Annotated in this window: 22 protein-coding genes; 11 read left to right on the top strand and 11 right to left on the bottom strand. The window is 61.1% G+C overall.

Annotation, left to right across the window (positions count from 1 at the left end; genetic code table 11):
- Positions 1-45: 45 nt before the first annotated feature.
- Positions 46-1,035, top strand: a complete 990-nt coding sequence (locus J3P75_RS07740; RefSeq protein ID WP_434709830.1) for a 2-hydroxyacid dehydrogenase — start codon at positions 46-48, stop codon at positions 1,033-1,035.
- A 10-nt stretch (positions 1,036-1,045) separates the two neighbouring features.
- On the opposite strand, the gene J3P75_RS07735 is transcribed toward J3P75_RS07740, so the two are convergent.
- Positions 1,046-1,498 (bottom strand): hypothetical protein, encoded by a 453-nt coding sequence (locus J3P75_RS07735; RefSeq protein ID WP_434709829.1) that lies wholly within the window; start codon positions 1,496-1,498, stop codon positions 1,046-1,048.
- Positions 1,499-1,631: 133 nt separating this feature from the next.
- On the opposite strand from J3P75_RS07735, the gene J3P75_RS07730 reads away from it, so the two are divergent.
- Together J3P75_RS07730 and J3P75_RS07725 are read left to right on the top strand one after the other, a co-directional pair.
- A complete protein-coding gene (locus tag J3P75_RS07730) occupies positions 1,632-2,066 on the top strand; it encodes a hypothetical protein (RefSeq protein ID WP_434709828.1) in 435 nt (144 codons plus the stop codon).
- The gene (locus tag J3P75_RS07725) at positions 2,066-2,470 is read left to right on the top strand and encodes an META domain-containing protein (protein WP_208940154.1); all 405 of its coding nucleotides are present in this window, start codon (positions 2,066-2,068) and stop codon (positions 2,468-2,470) included. The genes J3P75_RS07730 and J3P75_RS07725 overlap by 1 nt, the downstream gene beginning before the upstream one ends.
- A 149-nt stretch (positions 2,471-2,619) precedes the next feature.
- Here J3P75_RS07725 and J3P75_RS07720 read toward each other — a convergent pair whose 3' ends face one another.
- Positions 2,620-3,087 (bottom strand): TlpA disulfide reductase family protein, encoded by a 468-nt coding sequence (locus J3P75_RS07720; RefSeq protein ID WP_434709827.1) that lies wholly within the window; start codon positions 3,085-3,087, stop codon positions 2,620-2,622.
- Between the two features lie 113 nt (positions 3,088-3,200).
- Between J3P75_RS07720 and arsC the strand changes: the two genes are divergently transcribed.
- From arsC to J3P75_RS07705, 3 genes are read left to right on the top strand one after another with little or no spacing between them, the layout of a single operon-like run.
- Positions 3,201-3,554: an arsenate reductase (glutaredoxin) gene (arsC, locus tag J3P75_RS07715; RefSeq protein ID WP_434709826.1), complete on the top strand. Its 354-nt coding sequence runs from the start codon at positions 3,201-3,203 to the stop codon at positions 3,552-3,554.
- Complete coding sequence (gene wrbA / locus J3P75_RS07710; protein WP_090285324.1) at positions 3,551-4,147, top strand: NAD(P)H:quinone oxidoreductase; 597 nt, start codon at positions 3,551-3,553, stop codon at positions 4,145-4,147. The genes arsC and wrbA overlap by 4 nt, the downstream gene beginning before the upstream one ends.
- Before the next feature lies 1 nt (position 4,148).
- Positions 4,149-4,574 (top strand): DUF2069 domain-containing protein, encoded by a 426-nt coding sequence (locus J3P75_RS07705; protein ID WP_434709825.1) that lies wholly within the window; start codon positions 4,149-4,151, stop codon positions 4,572-4,574.
- 97 nt (positions 4,575-4,671) lie between these two features.
- Here J3P75_RS07705 and J3P75_RS07700 read toward each other — a convergent pair whose 3' ends face one another.
- Together J3P75_RS07700 and ttcA are read right to left on the bottom strand one after the other, a co-directional pair.
- The gene (locus J3P75_RS07700) at positions 4,672-5,346 is read right to left on the bottom strand and encodes a DNA-3-methyladenine glycosylase I (RefSeq protein WP_434709824.1); all 675 of its coding nucleotides are present in this window, start codon (positions 5,344-5,346) and stop codon (positions 4,672-4,674) included.
- Positions 5,347-5,493: 147 nt separating this feature from the next.
- Positions 5,494-6,318, bottom strand: coding sequence for a tRNA 2-thiocytidine(32) synthetase TtcA (ttcA, locus tag J3P75_RS07695; protein ID WP_434709823.1), 825 nt, complete (start codon positions 6,316-6,318; stop codon positions 5,494-5,496).
- A gap of 287 nt (positions 6,319-6,605) precedes the next feature.
- Between ttcA and J3P75_RS07690 the strand changes: the two genes are divergently transcribed.
- Positions 6,606-7,208, top strand: a complete 603-nt coding sequence (locus J3P75_RS07690) for a Yip1 family protein (protein ID WP_090285332.1) — start codon at positions 6,606-6,608, stop codon at positions 7,206-7,208.
- 130 nt (positions 7,209-7,338) lie between these two features.
- Positions 7,339-7,833, top strand: a complete 495-nt coding sequence (locus tag J3P75_RS07685; protein ID WP_090285334.1) for a SprT family zinc-dependent metalloprotease — start codon at positions 7,339-7,341, stop codon at positions 7,831-7,833.
- Between the two features lie 110 nt (positions 7,834-7,943).
- On the opposite strand, the gene J3P75_RS07680 is transcribed toward J3P75_RS07685, so the two are convergent.
- Together J3P75_RS07680 and J3P75_RS07675 are read right to left on the bottom strand one after the other, a co-directional pair.
- Positions 7,944-9,125 carry a CaiB/BaiF CoA transferase family protein gene (locus tag J3P75_RS07680; RefSeq protein WP_434709822.1) on the bottom strand — a complete coding sequence of 394 codons (1,182 nt, stop codon included), beginning with the start codon at positions 9,123-9,125 and terminating at the stop codon, positions 7,944-7,946.
- Between the two features lie 145 nt (positions 9,126-9,270).
- On the bottom strand, positions 9,271-10,605 hold the full coding sequence (locus J3P75_RS07675; protein ID WP_434709821.1) for a dicarboxylate/amino acid:cation symporter: 1,335 nt from the start codon (positions 10,603-10,605) through the stop codon (positions 9,271-9,273).
- 345 nt (positions 10,606-10,950) lie between these two features.
- Between J3P75_RS07675 and J3P75_RS07670 the strand changes: the two genes are divergently transcribed.
- Entirely contained in the window at positions 10,951-11,949 is a 999-nt protein-coding gene (locus J3P75_RS07670) for an AraC family transcriptional regulator (protein WP_434709820.1), read from the top strand.
- A 169-nt stretch (positions 11,950-12,118) separates the two neighbouring features.
- Here the strand turns inward: J3P75_RS07670 and J3P75_RS07665 are convergent, their stop codons facing one another.
- The 3 genes from J3P75_RS07665 to J3P75_RS07655 all read right to left on the bottom strand — a co-directional run bounded on the left by J3P75_RS07665 (position 12,119) and on the right by J3P75_RS07655 (position 14,895).
- Positions 12,119-13,465: an ATP-binding protein gene (locus J3P75_RS07665; RefSeq protein WP_203419103.1), complete on the bottom strand. Its 1,347-nt coding sequence runs from the start codon at positions 13,463-13,465 to the stop codon at positions 12,119-12,121.
- Positions 13,462-14,139: a response regulator transcription factor gene (locus J3P75_RS07660; protein ID WP_042560510.1), complete on the bottom strand. Its 678-nt coding sequence runs from the start codon at positions 14,137-14,139 to the stop codon at positions 13,462-13,464. The genes J3P75_RS07665 and J3P75_RS07660 overlap by 4 nt, the downstream gene beginning before the upstream one ends.
- A 150-nt stretch (positions 14,140-14,289) precedes the next feature.
- On the bottom strand, positions 14,290-14,895 hold the full coding sequence (locus J3P75_RS07655; protein ID WP_090285344.1) for an outer membrane beta-barrel protein: 606 nt from the start codon (positions 14,893-14,895) through the stop codon (positions 14,290-14,292).
- 143 nt (positions 14,896-15,038) lie between these two features.
- Between J3P75_RS07655 and J3P75_RS07650 the strand changes: the two genes are divergently transcribed.
- Positions 15,039-15,830: a dienelactone hydrolase family protein gene (locus tag J3P75_RS07650; RefSeq protein ID WP_434709819.1), complete on the top strand. Its 792-nt coding sequence runs from the start codon at positions 15,039-15,041 to the stop codon at positions 15,828-15,830.
- 171 nt (positions 15,831-16,001) lie between these two features.
- The gene (locus tag J3P75_RS07645; RefSeq protein ID WP_434709818.1) at positions 16,002-16,727 is read left to right on the top strand and encodes a 4'-phosphopantetheinyl transferase family protein; all 726 of its coding nucleotides are present in this window, start codon (positions 16,002-16,004) and stop codon (positions 16,725-16,727) included.
- Positions 16,728-16,844: 117 nt separating this feature from the next.
- Here the strand turns inward: J3P75_RS07645 and J3P75_RS07640 are convergent, their stop codons facing one another.
- Together J3P75_RS07640 and J3P75_RS07635 are read right to left on the bottom strand one after the other, a co-directional pair.
- Positions 16,845-18,455 carry an ATP-binding protein gene (locus J3P75_RS07640; RefSeq protein ID WP_434709817.1) on the bottom strand — a complete coding sequence of 537 codons (1,611 nt, stop codon included), beginning with the start codon at positions 18,453-18,455 and terminating at the stop codon, positions 16,845-16,847.
- Positions 18,452-19,174, bottom strand: a complete 723-nt coding sequence (locus J3P75_RS07635; protein ID WP_434709816.1) for a response regulator — start codon at positions 19,172-19,174, stop codon at positions 18,452-18,454. The genes J3P75_RS07640 and J3P75_RS07635 overlap by 4 nt, the downstream gene beginning before the upstream one ends.
- Positions 19,175-19,928: the final 754 nt, after the last annotated feature.

The following is a 19,928-nucleotide window of genomic DNA, read 5'->3' as shown; positions in this document are numbered from 1 at the left end:
GTGGCTGTCGATGATTCAACCCTGTCGATGTTCAAGGAGGATTGCATGCGCACCATCGTTTTCAGCAGCCAGACTTACGACCGCGACAGTTTCCTTGGCGCCGACTGCCCGGCAGGCATTGAGCTGCACTTTCAACCGGCGCGGCTGAGCCTCGACACGGTGGCACTGGCAGATGCACATGAGGTGGTTTGCGCGTTCATCAACGACGACCTCAGCGCGGCGGTACTGGAACGTCTGGCCGCCGGTGGCACACGCCTGATCGCCTTGCGTTCGGCGGGTTACAACCATGTCGATCTGATCGCCGCCAAACGTCTTGGACTGGCGGTGGTGCGAGTGCCGGCGTACTCGCCGCACGCGGTGGCCGAACATGCGGTGGCGCTGATCCTCGCCCTGAATCGACGCTTGCACCGCGCCTATAACCGCACCCGCGAAGGCGATTTCAGCCTGCATGGCCTGACCGGTTTCGATCTGGTCGGCAAAACCGTGGGGATTGTCGGTACCGGGCAGATCGGCGCGACCTTCGCGAAAATCATGCGCGGCTTCGGCTGTGAATTGCTCGCTTATGACCCGTATCCGAACCCGGATGTGCTCGCTTTGGGCGCGCGTTATCTGAGCTTGCCGGAACTGCTCGCGCAGTCGCGGATCATCAGCCTGCATTGCCCGCTCAATGAGCAGAGCAAGCACTTGATCAACCGCGATTCACTGGCGCACATGCAGCCCGGCGCCATGCTGATCAATACCGGACGCGGCGGTCTGGTCGACACACCCGCGCTGATCGACGCGCTGAAGGACGGCCAACTCGGTTATCTGGGGCTGGATGTGTATGAGGAAGAGGCGCAGCTGTTTTTCGAAGACCGCTCGGACCTGCCCTTGCAGGATGATGTGCTGGCACGCTTGCTGACGTTTCCCAACGTGATCGTCACTGCGCACCAGGCCTTTTTGACGCGCGAGGCACTGGGCGCGATTGCCTCGACAACGCTGCACAACATCGCGACCTGGGCGGCAGGCACGCCACAGAACCAGGTCGAGGGTTGAGTCGGGCCGGTTACTTCGGCGACAGCGAAGACGCCAGAATCAGCAGAGCCAGCCAGCCGAAACCGAACAGCCGCTGTTTCGCCGAGTGGCCATTGCGCAGCAGAAACCAGACAAACACCATCGGCAGCAGGAACACCATGATCTTCAGCCAGCCTTCCACCGGGCGGCTGCCGTCGGGATTGGCGGTCTGTTCAAGCGCTTGCTCGGCCTGCTGACGACGGCGGCGCCCCGCCGCTGCCGGCATCACTTTCGGCAGCTGTTGCACCGCGGGGGCAATCGCCGCCTCCGGTACCGCGTGGTTGCGAGGCAGGCTGCCGAACGAAATCGTCGCCGCCTGGGCCGGCGCGGCTACAGGCTGCGCTTGCACGGCGGCGTATTCGTCGATCGGCGCACCGCAATGAATGCAGGCCGACGCTTCGGAGCTGATGCTCTTTTTGCATTCATAACATTCGATCAGCGCCATGTTCCGTTCCTTCAGATTCGGGGCCGGCAGTTTGCCATGAGTGCTGGCCGATTTGAACCGGATCGAAGGTCGCACGCTCGCATCATTCTGCAATCGGGGCCGTGCTAGCATGTCGCGCATATTTGGAGGACCCATGGTCGAACACGATTTCCGCTACACCCTGATGAACCCGCAACACACCCTCACCGAATGCCGCGCCCTCGTACCGGGCCGCTATCAGGTCACCGGCAACGGTGGCTCGATCCGCATCGGTGATGTCCTGCTGGTGACCCTCAAAGGCAGCAAGGATTTGTCCATGCGCCTGACCGTCGACACCGTCCGCCACCTGATCAACCCGCCGGGCCAATGGACCGCGATGACCACCGGCCCGCTGTTCGGCGAACTGGCGATCCACACCTGGCAGGTCAACTGCGACAGCTGCGGCAAAGAGCTGAGTTTTGAATTCGCGGTCGACGCCAAACTCGGCAAGACCGCTGAAAAACCGGCCGCCACCGCGCGCATCGCCGAGCTGGGCTGGAAAGCCGTGGGCGACAAGCACCTGTGCCCGAAATGCCAGGAGCCGGCGTGATGAAACGCTTCGCCCTGGCCGCTCTGGTCGGTATCGGCCTCGCGGGCTGCGCCGCCGAGCCTGTGCAACTGCAACACAACCGCAGCTACATTCTGGAATGGATCGGCGAGCGCCCGCTGATGGATTACAGCCATCTGACCGTGACCCTCGGCGACGATGGCCGCGCCTATGGCAACGGCGGCTGCAACCATTGGTTCGCGCCGTACACGCTCGAAGGCGACAAGCTGTCGTTCGGCAAGATTGGCAAGACCCGCAAACTCTGCGCCCCGGCATTGATGGAGCAGGAGCAACGGTTCTTGCAGGCGCTGGAAAAGGTCGAGCGCTGGGACATCTCGCCGATCGAGCAGATGCGTTTCTGGCCGGCCGAGGGCAAGCCTTTGCGCTGGTGGCTGGAAGAGGGTTGAGCCTCACTAGCTGATCGCGATCGCTGTAACGATCGTTCCCACGCTCCTGCGTGGGAATGCATCAAGTGACGCTCTGCGTCACAGGGACGCCGAGCGTCCCGGGCGGCATTCCCACGCAGAGCGTGGGAACGATCCTGTCGAACGACCGCCTATTTGGTCGCCTGCAACGCCTCGAGTCTGGCCATCACCCCCGCCGCTGTCTGCTCACCGAGCAACTGCTCCCGCACCTTGCCCTTGTCGTCGATGATGTAAGTCACCGGCAACGCCTCGCTGCGCGGCAATTCGAACAGCTCTGCCGGATCCTGCGCCAGCACGGTGAACCTGATGCCGAGTTTCTCGCTGGCTTCTTTCAGCTCCGCGCCTTGCGCGTTGTCGAAGTTGACCCCGAACACACCGACGTTCTTGCTCTTCAGTTCCTCGGCCAAGTGATTGAGCTCAGGAATTTCCGTGCGGCACGGGCCGCACCATTCGGCCCAGTAGTTGAGCACCACCCAGTGTTTGTCGAGACGCTCGGACGCAACCTTCTGGCCGTTCTGGTCGATCCCGTAATCATTGCCGCAGCCCCCCAGCATCAACGCCCCGATTACCGTCAATGCCGCTGCCAATCGCCGTGTCATGTCGTGTTCCTTGAGAAAATTCGAAAGCGCCTGCGACCCATCGCCTCTGACGGTTCTGGATTGCGCGCTGCACAGTTAGAATAGCCGCCACTTTACGCCAGAAGCGACCCGCCATGACCGATCTGACGCTTTATCACAATCCGCGCTGCTCGAAATCCCGCGGCGCCCTGGAACTGCTCGAAGCCCGCGGCCTGACGCCAACCGTGGTGCGCTACCTCGAAACCCCGCTGGATGCCAAGCAAATCAAGGCGCTGCTCGGCAAGCTCGGGATCAGCGCACGGCAGTTGCTGCGCAGCGGGGAAGATGAATACAAAATGCTTCAGCTCGCTGATGAAAGCCTCAGCGAAGCGCAGTTGATCGACGCCATCGCCGCGCATCCGAAACTGATGGAACGGCCGATCCTCGAAGTCGGCGATAAAGCGGTCATCGGCCGTCCACCGGAAAACATTCTGGAGTTGCTGCCGTGAGCGCACCGTACATTCTGGTTTTGTATTACAGCCGCAGCGGTTCGACCAACGAGATGGCCCGGCAGATCGCCCGTGGCGTCGAACAGGCTGGACTTGAGGCGCGACTGCGCACGGTGCCGGCGATTTCCACCGAGTGCGAAGCCGTCGCCCCGGACATCCCCGCAGAAGGCGCGCTCTACGCGACGCTCGATGACCTGAAGAACTGCGCCGGTCTGGCACTGGGCAGCCCGACGCGATTCGGCAACATGGCCGCCCCGCTGAAATACTTTCTCGACGGCACCAGCAACCTCTGGCTGACCGGTGCTCTGGTCGGCAAACCGGCCGGTGTGTTCACCTCCACCGCCAGCTTGCACGGCGGTCAGGAAACCACCCTGCTGTCGATGATGCTGCCGCTGCTGCACCACGGCATGCTGATCACCGGCCTGCCGTACAGCGAGTCGGCGCTGCTGGAAACCGAGGGCGGCGGTACGCCTTACGGTGCCAGCCATCATGCCGGCGCCGACGGCAAGAGCGGCCTCGATCAACACGAAGTGGCGCTGTGCCGCGCCCTCGGTCTGCGTCTGGCGAAAACCGCACAAAAACTGGTGGGCTGAGATGGCCAGGAAGCCGAAGATCCTGCCCTCTATCGAGTGGCTAGAACCGCGGGTGAAGGCGATGCGGGTGCTCAGCCTGCTGAGCTTTTTCGCCCTCGCCGGCCTGCTCGCGGCGTATTACCTGTGGTTCGCCGACCTGCATGGCGCGCGACCGTGGGTGATTCTGCTGGTCGAACTGATCCCGTGGCTGGTGCTCGCACCGGCGATGATCATGGGCAGCGCCCGTGGTCATTCATGGATGTGTTTTGTGGTGAATCTGTATTTCATCAAAGGCGCACTGGCGGCGTATGACCTGAACCGGCAGTGGTTTGGTGTGCTGGAAATGGCGGCGAGCCTGGCAGTGTTCTGCTCGGCGCTGCTGTATGTGCGCTGGCGTTATCAGCTTGATCGCAAGCTGGCGGGCGAAGGCGAAATCGCCGTCGCCTGAAAGACCGCTATCGCTAGCAGGCTAGCTCCCACAGGGTCTGTGAACGCCACAAATCCAGTGTGGGAGCCAGCCTGCTGGCGATTGGCGCGACGCGGTCTTAATGGTTCACGGTGTAGGCCAGCATCATCGAAATCTGGCTCATCGGCCGCCCGCCGCTCTGTTCGTGCCACTGGTTGAACGCGTTCTGCACCGTCGCCAGATCGCGCAGGCTGGTCGGCGCCTTGTCGACGATCTTCTGCGCATTCAATGCGGCGACCACGTCATAGCTCGGCACAAACGTGTCCTTGCCGACCATGCGCAAAAAGCGCGGCGCTGACAGCCCGCCCAATTGATGACCGTGCTTTTTCAGGTACGTCCACAGACCGACGATGTCGGTCACCGGCCAGTCGGCGATCAGCGCGCCGAAGCTGCCCTTGTCCTGCTCCACATCAAGAATGAACTGCGCATTGCGCGGCACGCTTTTCAGCTTGCCGAGGTGGCGGATGATCCGCGCGTCCTGCATCAGGCGCTCAAGGTGTTCGGCACTCATCAGCACGACTTTTTCCGGATCGAACTTGAAGAACACTTCTTCGAAGGCCGGCCATTTCGCGTCCACCAGACTGTGCTTGAGTCCGGCGCGAAACACCCGCAGGGCCATTGTCGAGAGGTAGCGGTCGTCGCTGATCTTGCGCAATTGTGGCGCGGTTTTCGGAACAGGCAGATGGGCTTCCAGTGCAGCCGCCGAACCGAAACGGTTCAGACAGTATTCGTGCAGCCACTTGTAATCGCGCATGCCCTCTCCTGAGGTTTGAAATGAATATCACCGGTGATCACAAAACCTGTGGGAGCTAGCCTGCTAGCGATTGCGGTGTGCCAGTCGACAAATAGATTGGCTGACAGTTCGCAATCGCTAGCAGGCTAGCTCCCACAATGATCGGGGTTACAGATTGACGACGTTGACGAAGCGCGACGCCGCGGTTTCGTCGATTTTCAGGCTGGTGAAGTCAAACAGGTTGCGGTCGGCCAGTTGCGACGGGATCACGTTCTGCAGGCTGCGGAAAATGCTCTCGGTGCGCCCGGGGGTCTTGCGCTCCCACTCCTGGAGCATTTCCTTGACCACCTGACGCTGCAGGTTTTCCTGCGAACCGCAGAGGTTGCACGGGATGATCGGGAATTGCTTGAGGTCCGAGTAGGCCTGAATGTCCTTCTCGTTGCAGTACGCCAGCGGACGGATCACCACGTTGCGCCCGTCGTCGGCGCGCAGCTTCGGCGGCATGGCCTTGAGGCTGCCGTTGAAGAACATGTTGAGGAAGAACGTCTCGACGATGTCGTCGCGGTGATGACCGAGGGCCATTTTTGTCGCGCCGATTTCATCGGCAAAGGTGTACAGCGTGCCGCGACGCAAGCGTGAGCACAGCGAGCAGGTGGTCTTGCCTTCCGGAATCAGTTCCTTGACTACCGAGTAGGTGTCTTTCTCGACGATGTGGTACTCGACGCCCAGTTCTTTCAGATAGGCCGGCAGCACATCCTCGGGAAAGCCCGGCTGTTTCTGGTCCATGTTCACCGCGACGATCTCGAACTTGATCGGTGCAACCTTCTGCAGGTGCAGCAGCACGTCGAGCATGGTGTAGCTGTCCTTGCCCCCGGACAGGCAGACCATGACCTTGTCGCCGTCTTCGATCATGTTGAAATCGGCGACCGCTTCGCCGGCCAGGCGGCGCAGGCGCTTTTGCAGTTTGTTCTGGTTGACCGTAAGAGTACCCATGACGCGAAATCCGTGAGGTGTGACGAAAGGCCGGCATTTTACGCAAAAACCCCGCCGCTGTGGGGACGGGTTGTCGGCCGTCATGGTCGCATTCAGTACAGACCCCGAGGCGATTATCTGCCCGGTTTACAGCGCGATTTGCTCTAAGCCCCTGATACCGGTGCGGTTCAGTCCTTTCTATACTGCGACATAAGGTCGCACACATTTGAAGACCTGTATTTGCTCGGCCGCCTGGCCCGTAGGCGCTCCGTTGGGGGGCGATGGCAATATCAAGAGGAGTGAATGGCATGATCCATCACGTAGTGGGACTGTTTACCCACCCCGATCAGGAATGGAAGGAAATCCGTGGCGACCAAGAGGAAAGCATCAGCCACATGTACCTCACGCACACGCTGATTCTGGCGGCGATTCCCGCCGTCTCGGCGTTTATCGGCACCACCCAGGTCGGCTGGGTGATCGGCAACCGCGCACCGGTGATGCTCACGTTTGAGAGTGCGCTGTGGATGACGATCATGTCGTACCTGGCGATGCTCGGGGGCGTTGCGGTGATGGGCGCCTTTGTCCACTGGATGGCACGCACGTATGACGCCAACCCCAGCCTGGCCCGTTGCGTGGCCTTCGCCACTTACACCGCGACGCCGTTGTTCGTCGGTGGCCTGGCGGCGCTGTATCCGCACATGTGGCTGGGGATGATCGTCGGTACGGCGGCCATCTGCTACACGGTGTACCTGCTGTATGTGGGCTTGCCGACCTTCATGAACATTCCACCGGACGAAGGCTTCCTGTTTTCCAGCTCGGTGCTGGCGGTGGGCCTGGTGGTGCTGGTGGCGATCATGGCGTTTACCGTGATTGTCTGGGGCCTGGGCGTGGGGCCGGTGTATACCAACTGACGATAACCGCCTGGTGAGAGAGGCCGCCGCAAGGCGGCCTTGTCATTTGGGCGATGACCATTCGGCAGCTCGGCGATTCGCAAGCGCCCGGGGTTGCGGCATACTCGGCGTCTCTGGAGATCCATCAAGCATGCCCGAGCAACTCAATACCCGCGTCGAAGATTGTTACCAACTCGCTGAATCCTTTTTCAAACGTTCCTTCAAACGCCCCGTCGTCAGTCTCAAGCTGCGCGGGCAGAAAGCCGGTGTCGCGCATCTGCACGAAAACAAGCTGCGCTTCAATCCACAGCTGTACCGGGAAAACACCGAACACTTCCTCAAGCAGACCGTGGCCCACGAAGTCGCGCACCTGATCGCTCATCAATTGTTCGGCGACCGCATCCAGCCCCATGGCGAGGAATGGCAACTGATCATGCGCGGCGTTTACGAACTGCCGCCAGATCGCTGCCACACTTATGAAGTCAAACGCCGCAGCGTGACCCGCTACATCTATAAATGCCCGTGCCCCGAGAGCGATTTCCCGTTTACCGCACAGCGCCATAGCCTGGTGCGACAGGGGCGACGGTATTTCTGCCGGCGCTGCCGCACGACACTGGTGTTCAGTGGTGAGATGCGGGTGGAATAGCTGGTTCCTGCGGTGATAGGACTGGCCCTATCGCGAGCAGGCTCACTCCTACATCTGGAATGCGTTCAACCTGTAGAGTGAGCCTGCTCGCGATGAGGCCCGCACATGCACTAGAGAATTACCTTGGCTGAACGCAGCTCGGCAATCTTCGAAGCATCAAACCCCAGCCTCCCCAACACCTCCTCCGTATGCTGCCCCAACGCCGCCCCCACATGCCGCGGCGCTGGCAACGCCTCGGAAAATTTCAGCGGACAGGCCATCTGCGCCTGCGCCGTACCCTCCGCGCGCGGCACTTGCTTCACCAGTTCGCGCGCCTGCAACTGCGGATGGTGCACGGCTTCACTCAGACTCAACACCGGCTCGACACACGCATCGACCCCGGCGAACAACTCGCACAACTGCGCAAAATCATGCTTTTCAAACTCAACCCGCAACGCCTCCTTCAGCGCCTGCTGTTGCTCAGGTTTGGCTGATAGCCCCTGCGCCGCCAGCTCCGGTCTACCCAGCGCTGCACACAAGGCCTGCATGAATGCCGGCTCCAGACTGCCGACCGACATCCAGCGCCCGTCCCGCGTGCGGTAATAGTCATAAAAGCTACCGCCATTGAGCATCTGATCTTCGCGCCCCGGCTCATCTTCGCAGGCGAGATAACCGGCGCCGGCCATGGCGTTCAGGCTGAACGCGCAGTCGGTCATGCTCACATCGACATGCGTGCCCTGCCCGGTTTGCTGGCGGGCGATGACTGCGGCGAGCAGACCGATCACCCCGTGCAGCGAGCCACCGGCAATATCCGCCACTTGCATGCCCAAAGGGAGTGGCCCGCTGTCGCCACGGCCGGTGTAACTCGCCAGCCCCGCCAGGGCCAGATAATTGATGTCGTGGCCGGCGCGGTCCTTATAGGGCCCGGTCTGGCCATAACCGCTGATCGAGACGTAGATCAATCGCGGATTGAGCGCTTTCAGCGCTTCGTAACCCAGGCCCAGGCGCTCCATCACACCGGGGCGAAACTGTTCGAGGACGATGTCGTACTCACTCAACAACTCGCGGATGATTTCCAGCGCTGCCGGCTGTTTCAAGTCCAGCGCCAGACTGCGCTTGTTTCGGTTCAGGTAGGCATGACTGGCCGACACGCCGCCATCGTGCGGTGGCAACACGCGCAGCAGATCCATGCGGGTCGGTGATTCGATGCGCAGCACCTCGGCGCCCAGGTCCGCCAGCAATAACGAGGCGAACGGCCCCGGCAGCAGCGTCGAGAAATCGAGAACCTTCAGTGAGGCCAGCGGTGCGGACATGGGCGAACTCCTTGGGCGATGCACTCAGCCTAGGCAGCGATCAGCGCTGCGGCAATCACCGAAAATGTCAGCGGGTATGACCGTTGCGCTCAAATCGCAGGCATGAAAAAACCCGCCGAAGCGGGTTTTTCCAGACAAGCGATGCTTATTTCACACTGCTTGGGGCTGCGCCTTCAGCCACACCCAGGTCGTCTTCAGGACGGGTTTCGGCGATACCGCGACCACCCGAAGCCAGTTCGGCTTGCAGTTGATCGGTGTCCAGCTCCTTGACCCACTTGGCAACCACGATGGTGGCTACCGCGTTACCGACCAGGTTGGTCAGCGCGCGGGCTTCGGACATGAAGCGGTCGATACCGAGGATCAGCGCCAGACCGGCCACCGGCAGGTGACCGACCGCCGAGAGGGTGGCGGCCAGCACGATGAAGCCCGAACCGGTCACACCGGCTGCGCCTTTGGAGGACAGCAGCAGTACCAGCAGCAGGGTGATCTGGTGAGTGATGTCCATGTGCGTGTCGGTCGCCTGAGCGATGAACACGGCGGCCATGGTCAGGTAGATCGAAGTACCGTCGAGGTTGAACGAGTAACCGGTCGGGATCACCAGACCGACAACCGATTTCTTCGCGCCCAGACGCTCCATCTTGATCAGCATGCGTGGCAGCGCCGATTCCGACGAGGACGTGCCCAGTACGATCAACAGCTCTTCACGGATGTAACGCACCAGCTTGAACACGCTGAAACCGTGAGCACGGCAGATCGCACCCAGCACCAGCACCACGAACAGCACGCAGGTGATGTAGAAGCAGATCATCAGCTGGCCCAGTTGCACCAGCGAGCCCACACCGTAGGCACCGATGGTGAAGGCCATCGCACCGAAGGCACCCAGCGGCGCCAGTTTCATGATCATGTTGATGATGTTGAACATCACGTGGGCGAAGCGATCGATCATGTCCAGCAGCGGACGACCGTACGAACCCAGGCGATGCAGGGCGTAGCCGAAGATCACCGAGAACATCAGTACTTGCAGGATGTCACCGGTGGCGAACGCGCCGACGATGGTGTTCGGGATTACGTTGAGGAGGAAGCCAACGATGCTCTGGTCTTTACTGGCCGTCACGTAGGTGGCGATTTTCGAGGCGTCGAGGGTGGTGACGTCGATGTGCATGCCGGCACCCGGTTGCACGACGTTGACCACGACCAGACCGATCAGCAGGGCAATGGTCGAAACGATTTCGAAGTAGAGCAGCGCGTAGCCGCCGGTCTTGCCCACCGATTTCATGTTCTGCATGCCGGCGATGCCGCTGACAACGGTACAGAAGATGATCGGGGCGATGACCATTTTGATCAGCTTGATGAACCCGTCACCCAGCGGCTTGAGCGCCACACCGGTCTGTGGGTAGAAGTGACCGAGCAGGATGCCGATGGCGATGGCAACGATCACCTGGAAATACAGGGATTTATACAGTGGCTGACGAGTCGTCATTGCAGTTTCCTCAAGCGTCCCGCGACAACATCCATCTGTTGGACACGAAACCTTAATTGCGAACCCTCCTGCACTGGAGGGATTTGTTGTTGGAGCGGCGTTTTCCTACGGGATAAATGCACGCTTCTGTCGCTTGTATCGCAAACGCCGTGCCAGATTGGTGCGATGGGCAGCCAGCCTTTTGATATCAAGGCTCAGGCAGGTTTCCATGTCACCGAGCGGTGACCTGTGCATGGCGGATTTCCGCCAACTGGCCCACCCTCGTCCTGCAATTTGGCGGAAATCCGCCTTGTTGCGGATTGGGCTCGCCGCTACCATCGGTCGCCTGAACAGGATTTGCCGCTCATGCGTGAACGCACCATCGCCAGTCATTTCGCTCGTGCCGCCCTCGGCGGCGCGCGCCGCCAGGGCTTTGATTACTCAGGCCTGCTCGAGCAATTGGGGATCAGCCCGGAACTGCTCGAAGAGCCGCGTGCGCGCCTCGCACCGGAACAATTCGCCCGTTTGATCCAGGGCCTGTGGCTGGCGCTGGACGACGAATACCTTGGGTTTGGCAACGCACCGAGCAAGCCCGGCAGCTTCGCCATGATGTGCCACGCCTCGATCCACTGCCGCAATCTGGAGAAGGCGCTGCAGCGCGGCCTGCTGTTTTATAGCCTGTTCGCCGACGCGCCACGGCTGACGCTGAGCCGCGAAGATGAATGGGTACGTTTGAGTCTCGATGACGCGCGGTTGTGGGATCCGGATCACTTTCTCACTGAAAGCCTGTTGGTGATCTGGCATCGCCTCGGCAGTTGGCTGATCGGCCAGCGGATTCGCCTCGAACAGGCGGCCTTCAGTTACCCGCGCCCCGATCATGGCGCTGAATATGACTTGCTGTTCCCCTGCCCGCTGAGCTTCGGCGCCGAGCACAGCAGCCTGCTGTTTCACAGCCGCTACCTGTCGATGCCGTTGTTGCAGGACGAGCGCACGCTCAAGCATTTCCTCGAACGCTCACCGGCGGACCTGCTCTCACGTCCGGACGACGGCGACAGCCTGAGCAGTCGTCTGCGCCGCTTGCTCAGCCGCGACAGCAACAACTGGCCGAACCTGGAAACGGTGGCGGCGCACCTGCACATCAGCCCACAGACCTTGCGCCGGCATTTGCGTGAGGAAGGCAGCAGTTTCCAGGAGTTGAAAGATCAACTGCGGCGGGATATCGCCATCTATCATCTGGGGCGCGCGGATCTGTCGTTGCAGCAGATTGCCGAACAGTTGGGATTCTCTGAGCCGTCGGCGTTTCACCGCGCGTTCAAGAAGTGGACGGGGCTGACACCGGGGGCTTATCGGGCGCGGGAGTTATAAGTGGAAAAATCAAAGGCCCCTCACCCTGACCCTCTCCCAGAGGAAGAGGGGACTGATTGGGGATTGAATCCGAATACGCTGCAAATCGCCCAGGTCGACAGTTTTCGCCAGACACTTCGGTCAGTCCCCTCTCCCTCTGGGAGAGGGTTAGGGTGAGGGCAAGCTCCATTCACACCGCCGGAAAGTGAATCCTGAACGCCGCCCCGCCCATCGGCGAGTCGCCCAGTGCCAGCCGGGCGTTGTAGCTTTCGATGATGTCCTTGACCACCGCCAGCCCGATGCCCTGCCCCGGATGTTGTGCATCCAGCCGCTCACCGCGTTCGAGTATCCGCGCGCGCTGATCCGGCGGCACACCGGGGCCGTCGTCCTCGACGCACAGCTCGACCCCGGCCAGCGACTCGCGCACGCTGATACGTACTTCGCCCAGGCACAGGCGGTAGGCGTTTTCCAGCAGGTTGCCGAGCATTTCCAGCAAGGCGCCCTGCTCGATCGGCACGTAACAATGTTCAGGCAGGTCGAAAACCACGCGCACCTGCTTGTCGCGATAGACCTTGTCCAGCGTGTCGCACAGGCTTTTGAGCACCGGGCGCAGCTTGACCTGATGGCGCACCAGACCGCTTTTGCGCAGGCTCGCCCGTTGCAGTTGATAGCTGATCTGCTGGCTCATGCGCTCGATCTGACTTTGCAGCACCCACGCCTGATCGCGCTCTTGCGGGCGCTGGGCCATGTCTTCGCTGACCCCTTGCAATACCGCCAGCGGGGTTTTCAGGCTGTGAGCGAGATCATCGAGGGAATCGCGGTAGCGGCTGCGCTGCTGACGTTCGCTGAGCAGCAAGCGGTTGAGCGAGCCGGTCAGGCGCAGCAGTTCGCGCGGATGTTTTTCGGTCAGGCTTTCGCGCGTGCCGCCCTCGATTTCGTCGAGTTCCTGGCTGAGGCGGCGCAAGGCCTTGAGGCCCCAGGTCAGGCCGATCCACAGCAGCGCCAGCAACACCAGGAGTGCTGCGCCAAAGCCCAGATAAAGATTTTCGCGCAGGCCTTCGAGGGTGGTTTCGTATTCACGCACCGGTTGCAGGGCGACAATGCTGAACGCGGCGCTTTTGCCGCCGAGCAATTTCACCTCGACGTCGTAAACGAAGAACTCCTGGCCGTTGCTTTCGCGAATCCGCGCAAACTCATTGCCGAGACCGTCATAGCGCGGCTTGTAGTTGATCTGTTCTTCCTGAGTGGCCTTCGAACGCCAGACCAGACGCCCTTCGCGATCATAGATGTAGCCAAGCAAGCGGAAGTCCGTGAGGTTGAAACGCTCGTCCGGCAGCTGCGTCGGCATGACCAGCCGGCCGTTTTCGATGCGCGCGGCAGAAATCAGCGTGGTCACGTCCGAGGCCAGGCGCTGTTCGATCGAATCCTGCAAGGCCAGGCTGAACGCGCCCTGCATCGCCGGGAGCAAGGCGAGCATGAACAACACCGCCAACGTCGTGGCGGCGAGCATCAAGCGTACGCGTAGGGAACGGATCAAGTGCAGCGCTCATTGAACAGATACCCGAGACCGCGCACGGTGTCGATCGGCTTGAACCCGGCCGGGCCCTCAAGCTTGCGGCGCAGACGGCCGACCAACACTTCGATCACGTTCGGATCGCGCTCGTCGTCGTCCGGGTAGAGTTGTTCCATCAGGCGATCCTTGGGCACCACCTGCTGATGATGGCGCATCAGGTATTCGAGAATGCGGTACTCGTAGGCGGTCAGCGCCAGTGGCTGTTCGTCGAGGCTGGCCTGCTTGCGATTGAGGTCGAGCAGCAGCGGCCCGGCAACAATGGTCGACTGAGTGAAACCACTGGAGCGGCGCAGCAAGGCATTCAGGCGTGCGTCGAGTTCTTCGAACTGGAACGGCTTGACCACGTAATCATCGGCGCCGGCGGCGAGGCCTTCGACCTTGTCCTGCCAATTGCCGCGCGCCGTGAGAATGAGGATCGGGAAGGTCTTGCCGCCCGAGCGCAACTGACGGATCAGGTCGAGCCCGCCCATGCCCGGCAGGCCAAGGTCGATCACCGCCAGGTCGAAGTTGAACTGTCCGGTCTGGTACAGCGCCTCCTCGGCATTGGCCACGGATTCGACCACATGACCGCTCTCGGTGAGGCGGGTTTGCAGGTGATGGCGCAGCAGCGCTTCATCTTCGACGACCAACAGTTTCATAAAGCTCTCCCGGGCAATTCAAAAATCTCCAGACAACCCACTGTGGGAGCCAGCCTTCTGGCGATTGCAATTTGGCAGCCGACAAATATCGTCGAATGTCAGGTCGCTATCGCCAGCAGGCTGGCTCCCACAGGTACCGAGGCGACCGACTTAGAAATAATAGTTGGCCGACAGATAAGTCTGCGCGCTGCTGGTCAAGTCCAGCGAGCCCTGCTTGCTGCCGCCGCTCTCTTTCATCTCGGTGCTGGCGTTGCTGCGCAGGTAACGGTAACCGAGTTCGACCGAGGTGTTCTGCGAGACTTGCTGCAACACACCGAGCTGACCGCCGACGGCGTAACCGATGTCGCTGTCGCGGCTGTAGCCTGGTGAATCCTGGGTCAGCTTGGTCAAGCCTGCGGTGGCCCCGCCAAACAATTTGGTGCTGCCGCCCACCGGGTAGAACAGATCGTAACTGCCCAGCAAGTTTTCCTGGCGCAGTTTAATGCCATTGTGCGAGCCCGACACGTTGTCGTAGGTGGCGTAGTAGCGGCCCTGGCTGTTTTGCTGACCGAGGCGCACGCCGTAGGTGTTGTTGCCGTCGATGGCGCCGGTGGCGTTGGGGTGATCGAGGTTGTTGTTCAAGGAGCGGGACTTGTCGATCTTGTCACTGGTCTGGCCGAAGGTCAGGCCGGCGAAGTTCGAAGACGTGTCGGCCTGGGCCGCGATACTGGCGCTCATGACGCTCAAAGCCAGCAACAGTTTGTTCAAACGAGTCATGGGTAGTTCCTCTTGCACAGTGCTGTTGGGGTATGGCGCAAGATTACTGAGCGCCCCCTGTACCGGCCCTGAACCGTCTCTGAACCTGACCTGAATCAAATCGACTAGGCTGTTTTGACCACTTTCGAGAAGGAGACCCGATCATGCGTTTGTTCCTTGCCCTCACTTTGCTGGCCGTCAGCAGCCTCACCCAGGCGGCGATCAAGACCGAAGAAATCCCCTACCAGAGCGCCGACGGTACCAAGCTGATCGGTTACTACGCCTACGACGACGCCATCAAAGGCAAGCGCCCCGGTGTCGTCGTGGTTCACGAATGGTGGGGGCTGAACGATTACGCCAAGCGCCGAGCGCGTGATCTCGCCGCACTCGGCTACAGCGCGATGGCGATCGATATGTACGGCGACGGCAAAAACACCGAACACCCGAAAGACGCGATGGCGTTCATGCAGGCGGCGACTCAGGATGCGGCGGCGTCCAGCAAGCGCTTCGAGGCGGGGCTGAATTTACTCAAGAAACAAGCACAGACCGACGCGGATAAAATCGCCGCTATCGGTTACTGCTTCGGCGGCGCCGTGGTGTTGAACGCGGCGCGACAGGGCGTGCCGCTGGCGGGCGTGGTGAGCTTCCATGGCGCGCTGGCCACCAAGACTCCGGCCACGCCCGGCAGCGTCAAGGCGAAGATTCTGGTCGAGCACGGCGCGCTGGACAGCATGGTCACTGCCGACAACGTCACCGCGTTCAAGGCGGAAATGGACAAGGCCGGGGCTGACTATAAATTTGTCAGCCTTGACGGTGCCAAGCACGGTTTCAGCAATCCGGATGCGGATCGCCTGAGCCATGGCGAGCATGGCGGCCCGGATATTGGTTACAACAAGGCAGCGGACGAAAAATCCTGGGCGGACATGCAGGCGTTTTTCAAGCAGATCTTCGGCTGATCGCGCTTGTCCCGATCGTTCCCACGCTCCGCGTGGGAATGCCGCCCGGGACGCTCTGCGTCCCATCGCCGGGTGACGCGGAGCGTCACACGATGCGTTCCCACGCAGAGCGTGGAACGATCAGGGTCGCAAGGCTATCCAGCCTGAAGGCTAACCGGCAAAATGCCCGCCATGAACCTAGCCCCCGCCCTTCCCGCCTGCTGCACCGCGCTCGACAGCCACTGGCCGTTGCCCATCGTATTGGCTGACACCGTGCTGATCAGCACCCAATTCGACCCGGCACAATTGCTCGCTGATGATTTTCCGCGCAGCGCGATCGTGGCGCCGCCGAGCATTCAACGTTCGGTGGCCAAGCGTCAGGCCGAATTTCTCGCCGGGAGGATTTGCGCTCGGGCGGCGTTGCAACAACTGCAGGGCAACGGCGCGGTTCCGGCGATCGGCGAAGATCGCGCACCGGTGTGGCCGGCGCATATCTGCGGCTCGATCACTCACAGCAGCGGTCGCGCCGCCGCGATTGTCGCCAACCGCCAGCATTGGCGCAGTCTGGGCATGGACCTGGAAAACCTGCTGAGCGCTGAACGCGCCGAACGTCTGGCCGGGGAAATTCTCACGCCAGCGGAAATGCAGCGCATGGCCGCCGGTTCGCAGGATCTGCGGGCGCTGTGGGTGACCCTGACGTTTTCGGTCAAGGAAAGCCTGTTCAAGGCGCTCTACCCGATCGTGCAGCAGCGCTTTTACTTCGAGCATGCCGAGGTGCTGGAGTGGACCGAGACTGGCGCGGTGAGGTTGCGCTTGCTGACGGATTTATCCAGCGAATGGCGCAACGGTACGGAGTTGGAGGCGCAGTTTGCGGTGCTGGATGAACAGGTGTTGAGTCTGGTGAGCATTCAGGCCTGATGCTTTGCATTGTTAGCTCTGGCGCTATCGCGAGCAGGCTCACTCCTACATTTGGAATGCGTTTCCCTTGTAGGAGTGGGCCTGCTCGCGATGAGGCCGGTACTGCCACCACACAACCTACCGCCGTTCCTGATTCCTCGGCCAGCTCAAACTGAAACACGCCCCGCCCAGGCTTTTGCTCTTGCCGATGATCGCCCGACCGTCGTGCCAGTGAATGATCCGGCGTACGATCGACAACCCCAGACCATGCCCGCCCGACGCCCGCGTGCGGCTGTCATCCAGACGCAGGAACGGCGTGAAAATCCGCTCCCAGGCCACTTCCGGCACACCCGGGCCGTCATCCTCGACATCGACCCGGCAGCGTAATTGCCCGACCTGATAACTCACCGTCACGTTGCCACGGGCATGGCGCATGGCGTTGCTCACCAGATTCTGCAACGCCCGGTGCAGATACCGCGGCTCAGCTTCAACCCAGGCATCGTCATTATCCGCAGCGGACAGGCACAAACCGCGCTGCACGGTGACTTCGGCGCGCAGGGGCGCCAGCTCTGCGATCACTTGATTGACCAACGCATCGAGGTCGACACGCTGGAAGGTCAACGCCGGCGAACCCTGCTCCAGGCGTGCATAGGTGAGCATTTCATCGACCAGCTTATCGAGGTCCTCGATGTCGTGGTCCATGCCCTCGCGGTACTTTTCCAGGGCTTGCGGCGTGGTCGCCGAGCCGATCATCTCCAGACCGAAACGCAGACGCGCCACCGGCGTGCGCAATTCGTGCGACACCGCACGCACCAGTTCGCGCTGGATCGCCAGCAACTGCTGCAGATGCTCAGCCATGCCATTGAACGCCGCGGCCAGCCGCCCGACCGAATCAGCACCGCGCGCTGGCACTCGGGTTTCGAGGCTGCCCTTGGCGATGCGCGTGGCTGCGGCTTCAAGGCCACGCAAACGCCGCTCGAGCTGACGCACCAGCAGATACACGATCAGCCCGATCAGGCTCAGGCCGAGCGCGGCGATCAGCACCAGCCATTCCGGCGGGTACGGGTTCATTTGATACAGCGGGCCGATTTCCAGCACCCACGGCGTGCCGACCATGCCGGCGAATACGCGGATCGAGTCGCCGCCCTTGCCCAGCGCCATCACCGTGTCGCCCTCCGAAACGCGCCGGCTCTGGTCCTCGTCCATGTCGGCGTCGTCCACCGTGACCAGACGCAAGTCGAACCCAAAGCCTTTTTCTTGCTTTATCTGCGCCAGGCGTTTCGGCTGCTCGGCAACCGGTACGCGCACCAGTTCGTCGGCCAAGAGATAAATCGTCGCCCGGGCCAGTTGCTCACTGATCTGCTGCACTTCACCGGTGAGCACCAGTTGTTCCTTGTCGCTAACCAGCCGATAGACCCTGGCCGCATGCGGGCCGGTCTGTTCGACCAGCGCCTGCCCGCGCTGCACGCGGGTGCGCTGGGTCAGATCGAGGTCCGTTTCGGTAAATTTCTTCAGCGCCAGCGGGATGCCGAGCAGACGCTCCCATACCAGCAATGCGCGATGGCGCTCGGTTTCGTTCATCGGCTGCAGATTGTCGGCCATCAGCGAAAACGTGCCGTGGGCCAGGCGTTCACGGTATTGCTCGCTGCGCACCTGATTGAGCAAGTGCAGCGCCAGCACGCCGAGCACAGCAACCAGAATCAGCGCGGCGCACATGCCGCCGTAGATGCGCAGGAAAATCGAGTTCACAACGAAAGGTCTACGCAGGCTTCGGGGACGAACAGATAGCCTTTGCTGCGGATGGTCTTGATCAGACGTGGATGGTCGGGGTCGTCGCCGATCTTCGGGCGGATCCGCGAAATCCGTACATCGATCGAGCGGTCCTGGCCGTCGTAGCCGATGCCGCGCAGTGCGGTGAAGATTTCTTCGCGGGACAAGATGCGCCCGGCGTTGGCAACCAACAGCCAGAGCAGGTCGAATTCGGCGCTGGTCAGCTCGATGCCAATGTCATTCAGCCAGGCTTCGCGCAGCGCGTTGTCGACCACCAACGGCCCGAATTGCAGACGACGGGATTTCTCCGCGGCCGGTTCCGCGCTGTCACTGCGCCGCAGCAACGCCTGGATTCGCGCCAGCAACAGGCGCGGGCGCACCGGCTTGCACACGTAATCGTCGGCCCCGAGGTCCAGCCCTTGAATCTGGTCGGCGTCGTCGGTGCGCGCGGTGAGCATCAGAATCGGCCCATCGAACTGAGTGCGTACCTTGCGACAGATGCTCAGACCGTCTTCGCCGGGCAGCATCCGGTCAAGGATCACCAGGTCCGGCTGTTCCTTGATAATCCGCGCCGCCGCCAGCGCGCCATTGCCTTCGATATCCACGCGCAATCCATTGGCTTGCAGGTAGTCACGCGTCAGCTCGGCCAGACGCTGGTCATCCTCGACGATCAATACCTGAAAGGCTTGTTGCTCCACCGGTGACCTCTGCTTGCTGTTGTTATTGATAATGGAGGATCTGCTGACTAACACGGGACCTGTAGGAGTGAGCCTGCTCGCGATAGCGATTGATCAGCCAATGAAGATGCTGGCCGGAAAGGCGCTATCGCGAGCAGGCTCACTCCTACAGGATTTTCGCCATCCTCCCGTTTTTTTGTCATGTTCGAGGAGGATAAGAATGCCCACGCCCGCAGCGATTGTATAAACGCCGACCACCCGGAATACAAGTCGGTAAATGCGTTCGGACCCGGCGAAAAACTGTGGTAGGGTTCGCGCCCTCAAAAACCGCTGAAGCGTTTTTTCCGGGCAAAAAAACAGTGACAAACGGTCTGGCTCAGCCGGTTCGCGGCCTACACGGGTTTTCCCTGTTTCTTACACAATTTACGCACAGGCTTATCCACAGCCAGTACGTTGCAAGCCCCCTCAAAACGCATTATCTTGTAGCACGGCGAAAACAGAGACCCTACATGTAGGGTTTTTGCCTTAAGCGCCCAACCACATTTCAGACCTGAAACTCAAGCGCTTTATTGCTAGTTTCAGGTTGAACGAAGCAAGTTTTTCGAAGCCCAAACCGCGCTTGCGGATGGCACCGTTTTTTTAGTCCCAAGCGGACAAAACGGTATGGGTGTTGCAGTCATTACTGTCACCCGGGAGGGAATCCGGTTTCGGGCATTTGTCCCGCAACCAGAACTTCGGCAGGGACGCGGCGTTGCAGCCTTTTTCGTCTGTTCCG

The organism is Pseudomonas sp. R1-1, assembly GCF_051132135.1.
Classification (GTDB): Bacteria; Pseudomonadota; Gammaproteobacteria; order Pseudomonadales; family Pseudomonadaceae; genus Aquipseudomonas.
Note: the sequence above shows the minus strand (reverse complement) of the source record. Positions and strands in the feature narration are given on the sequence as shown.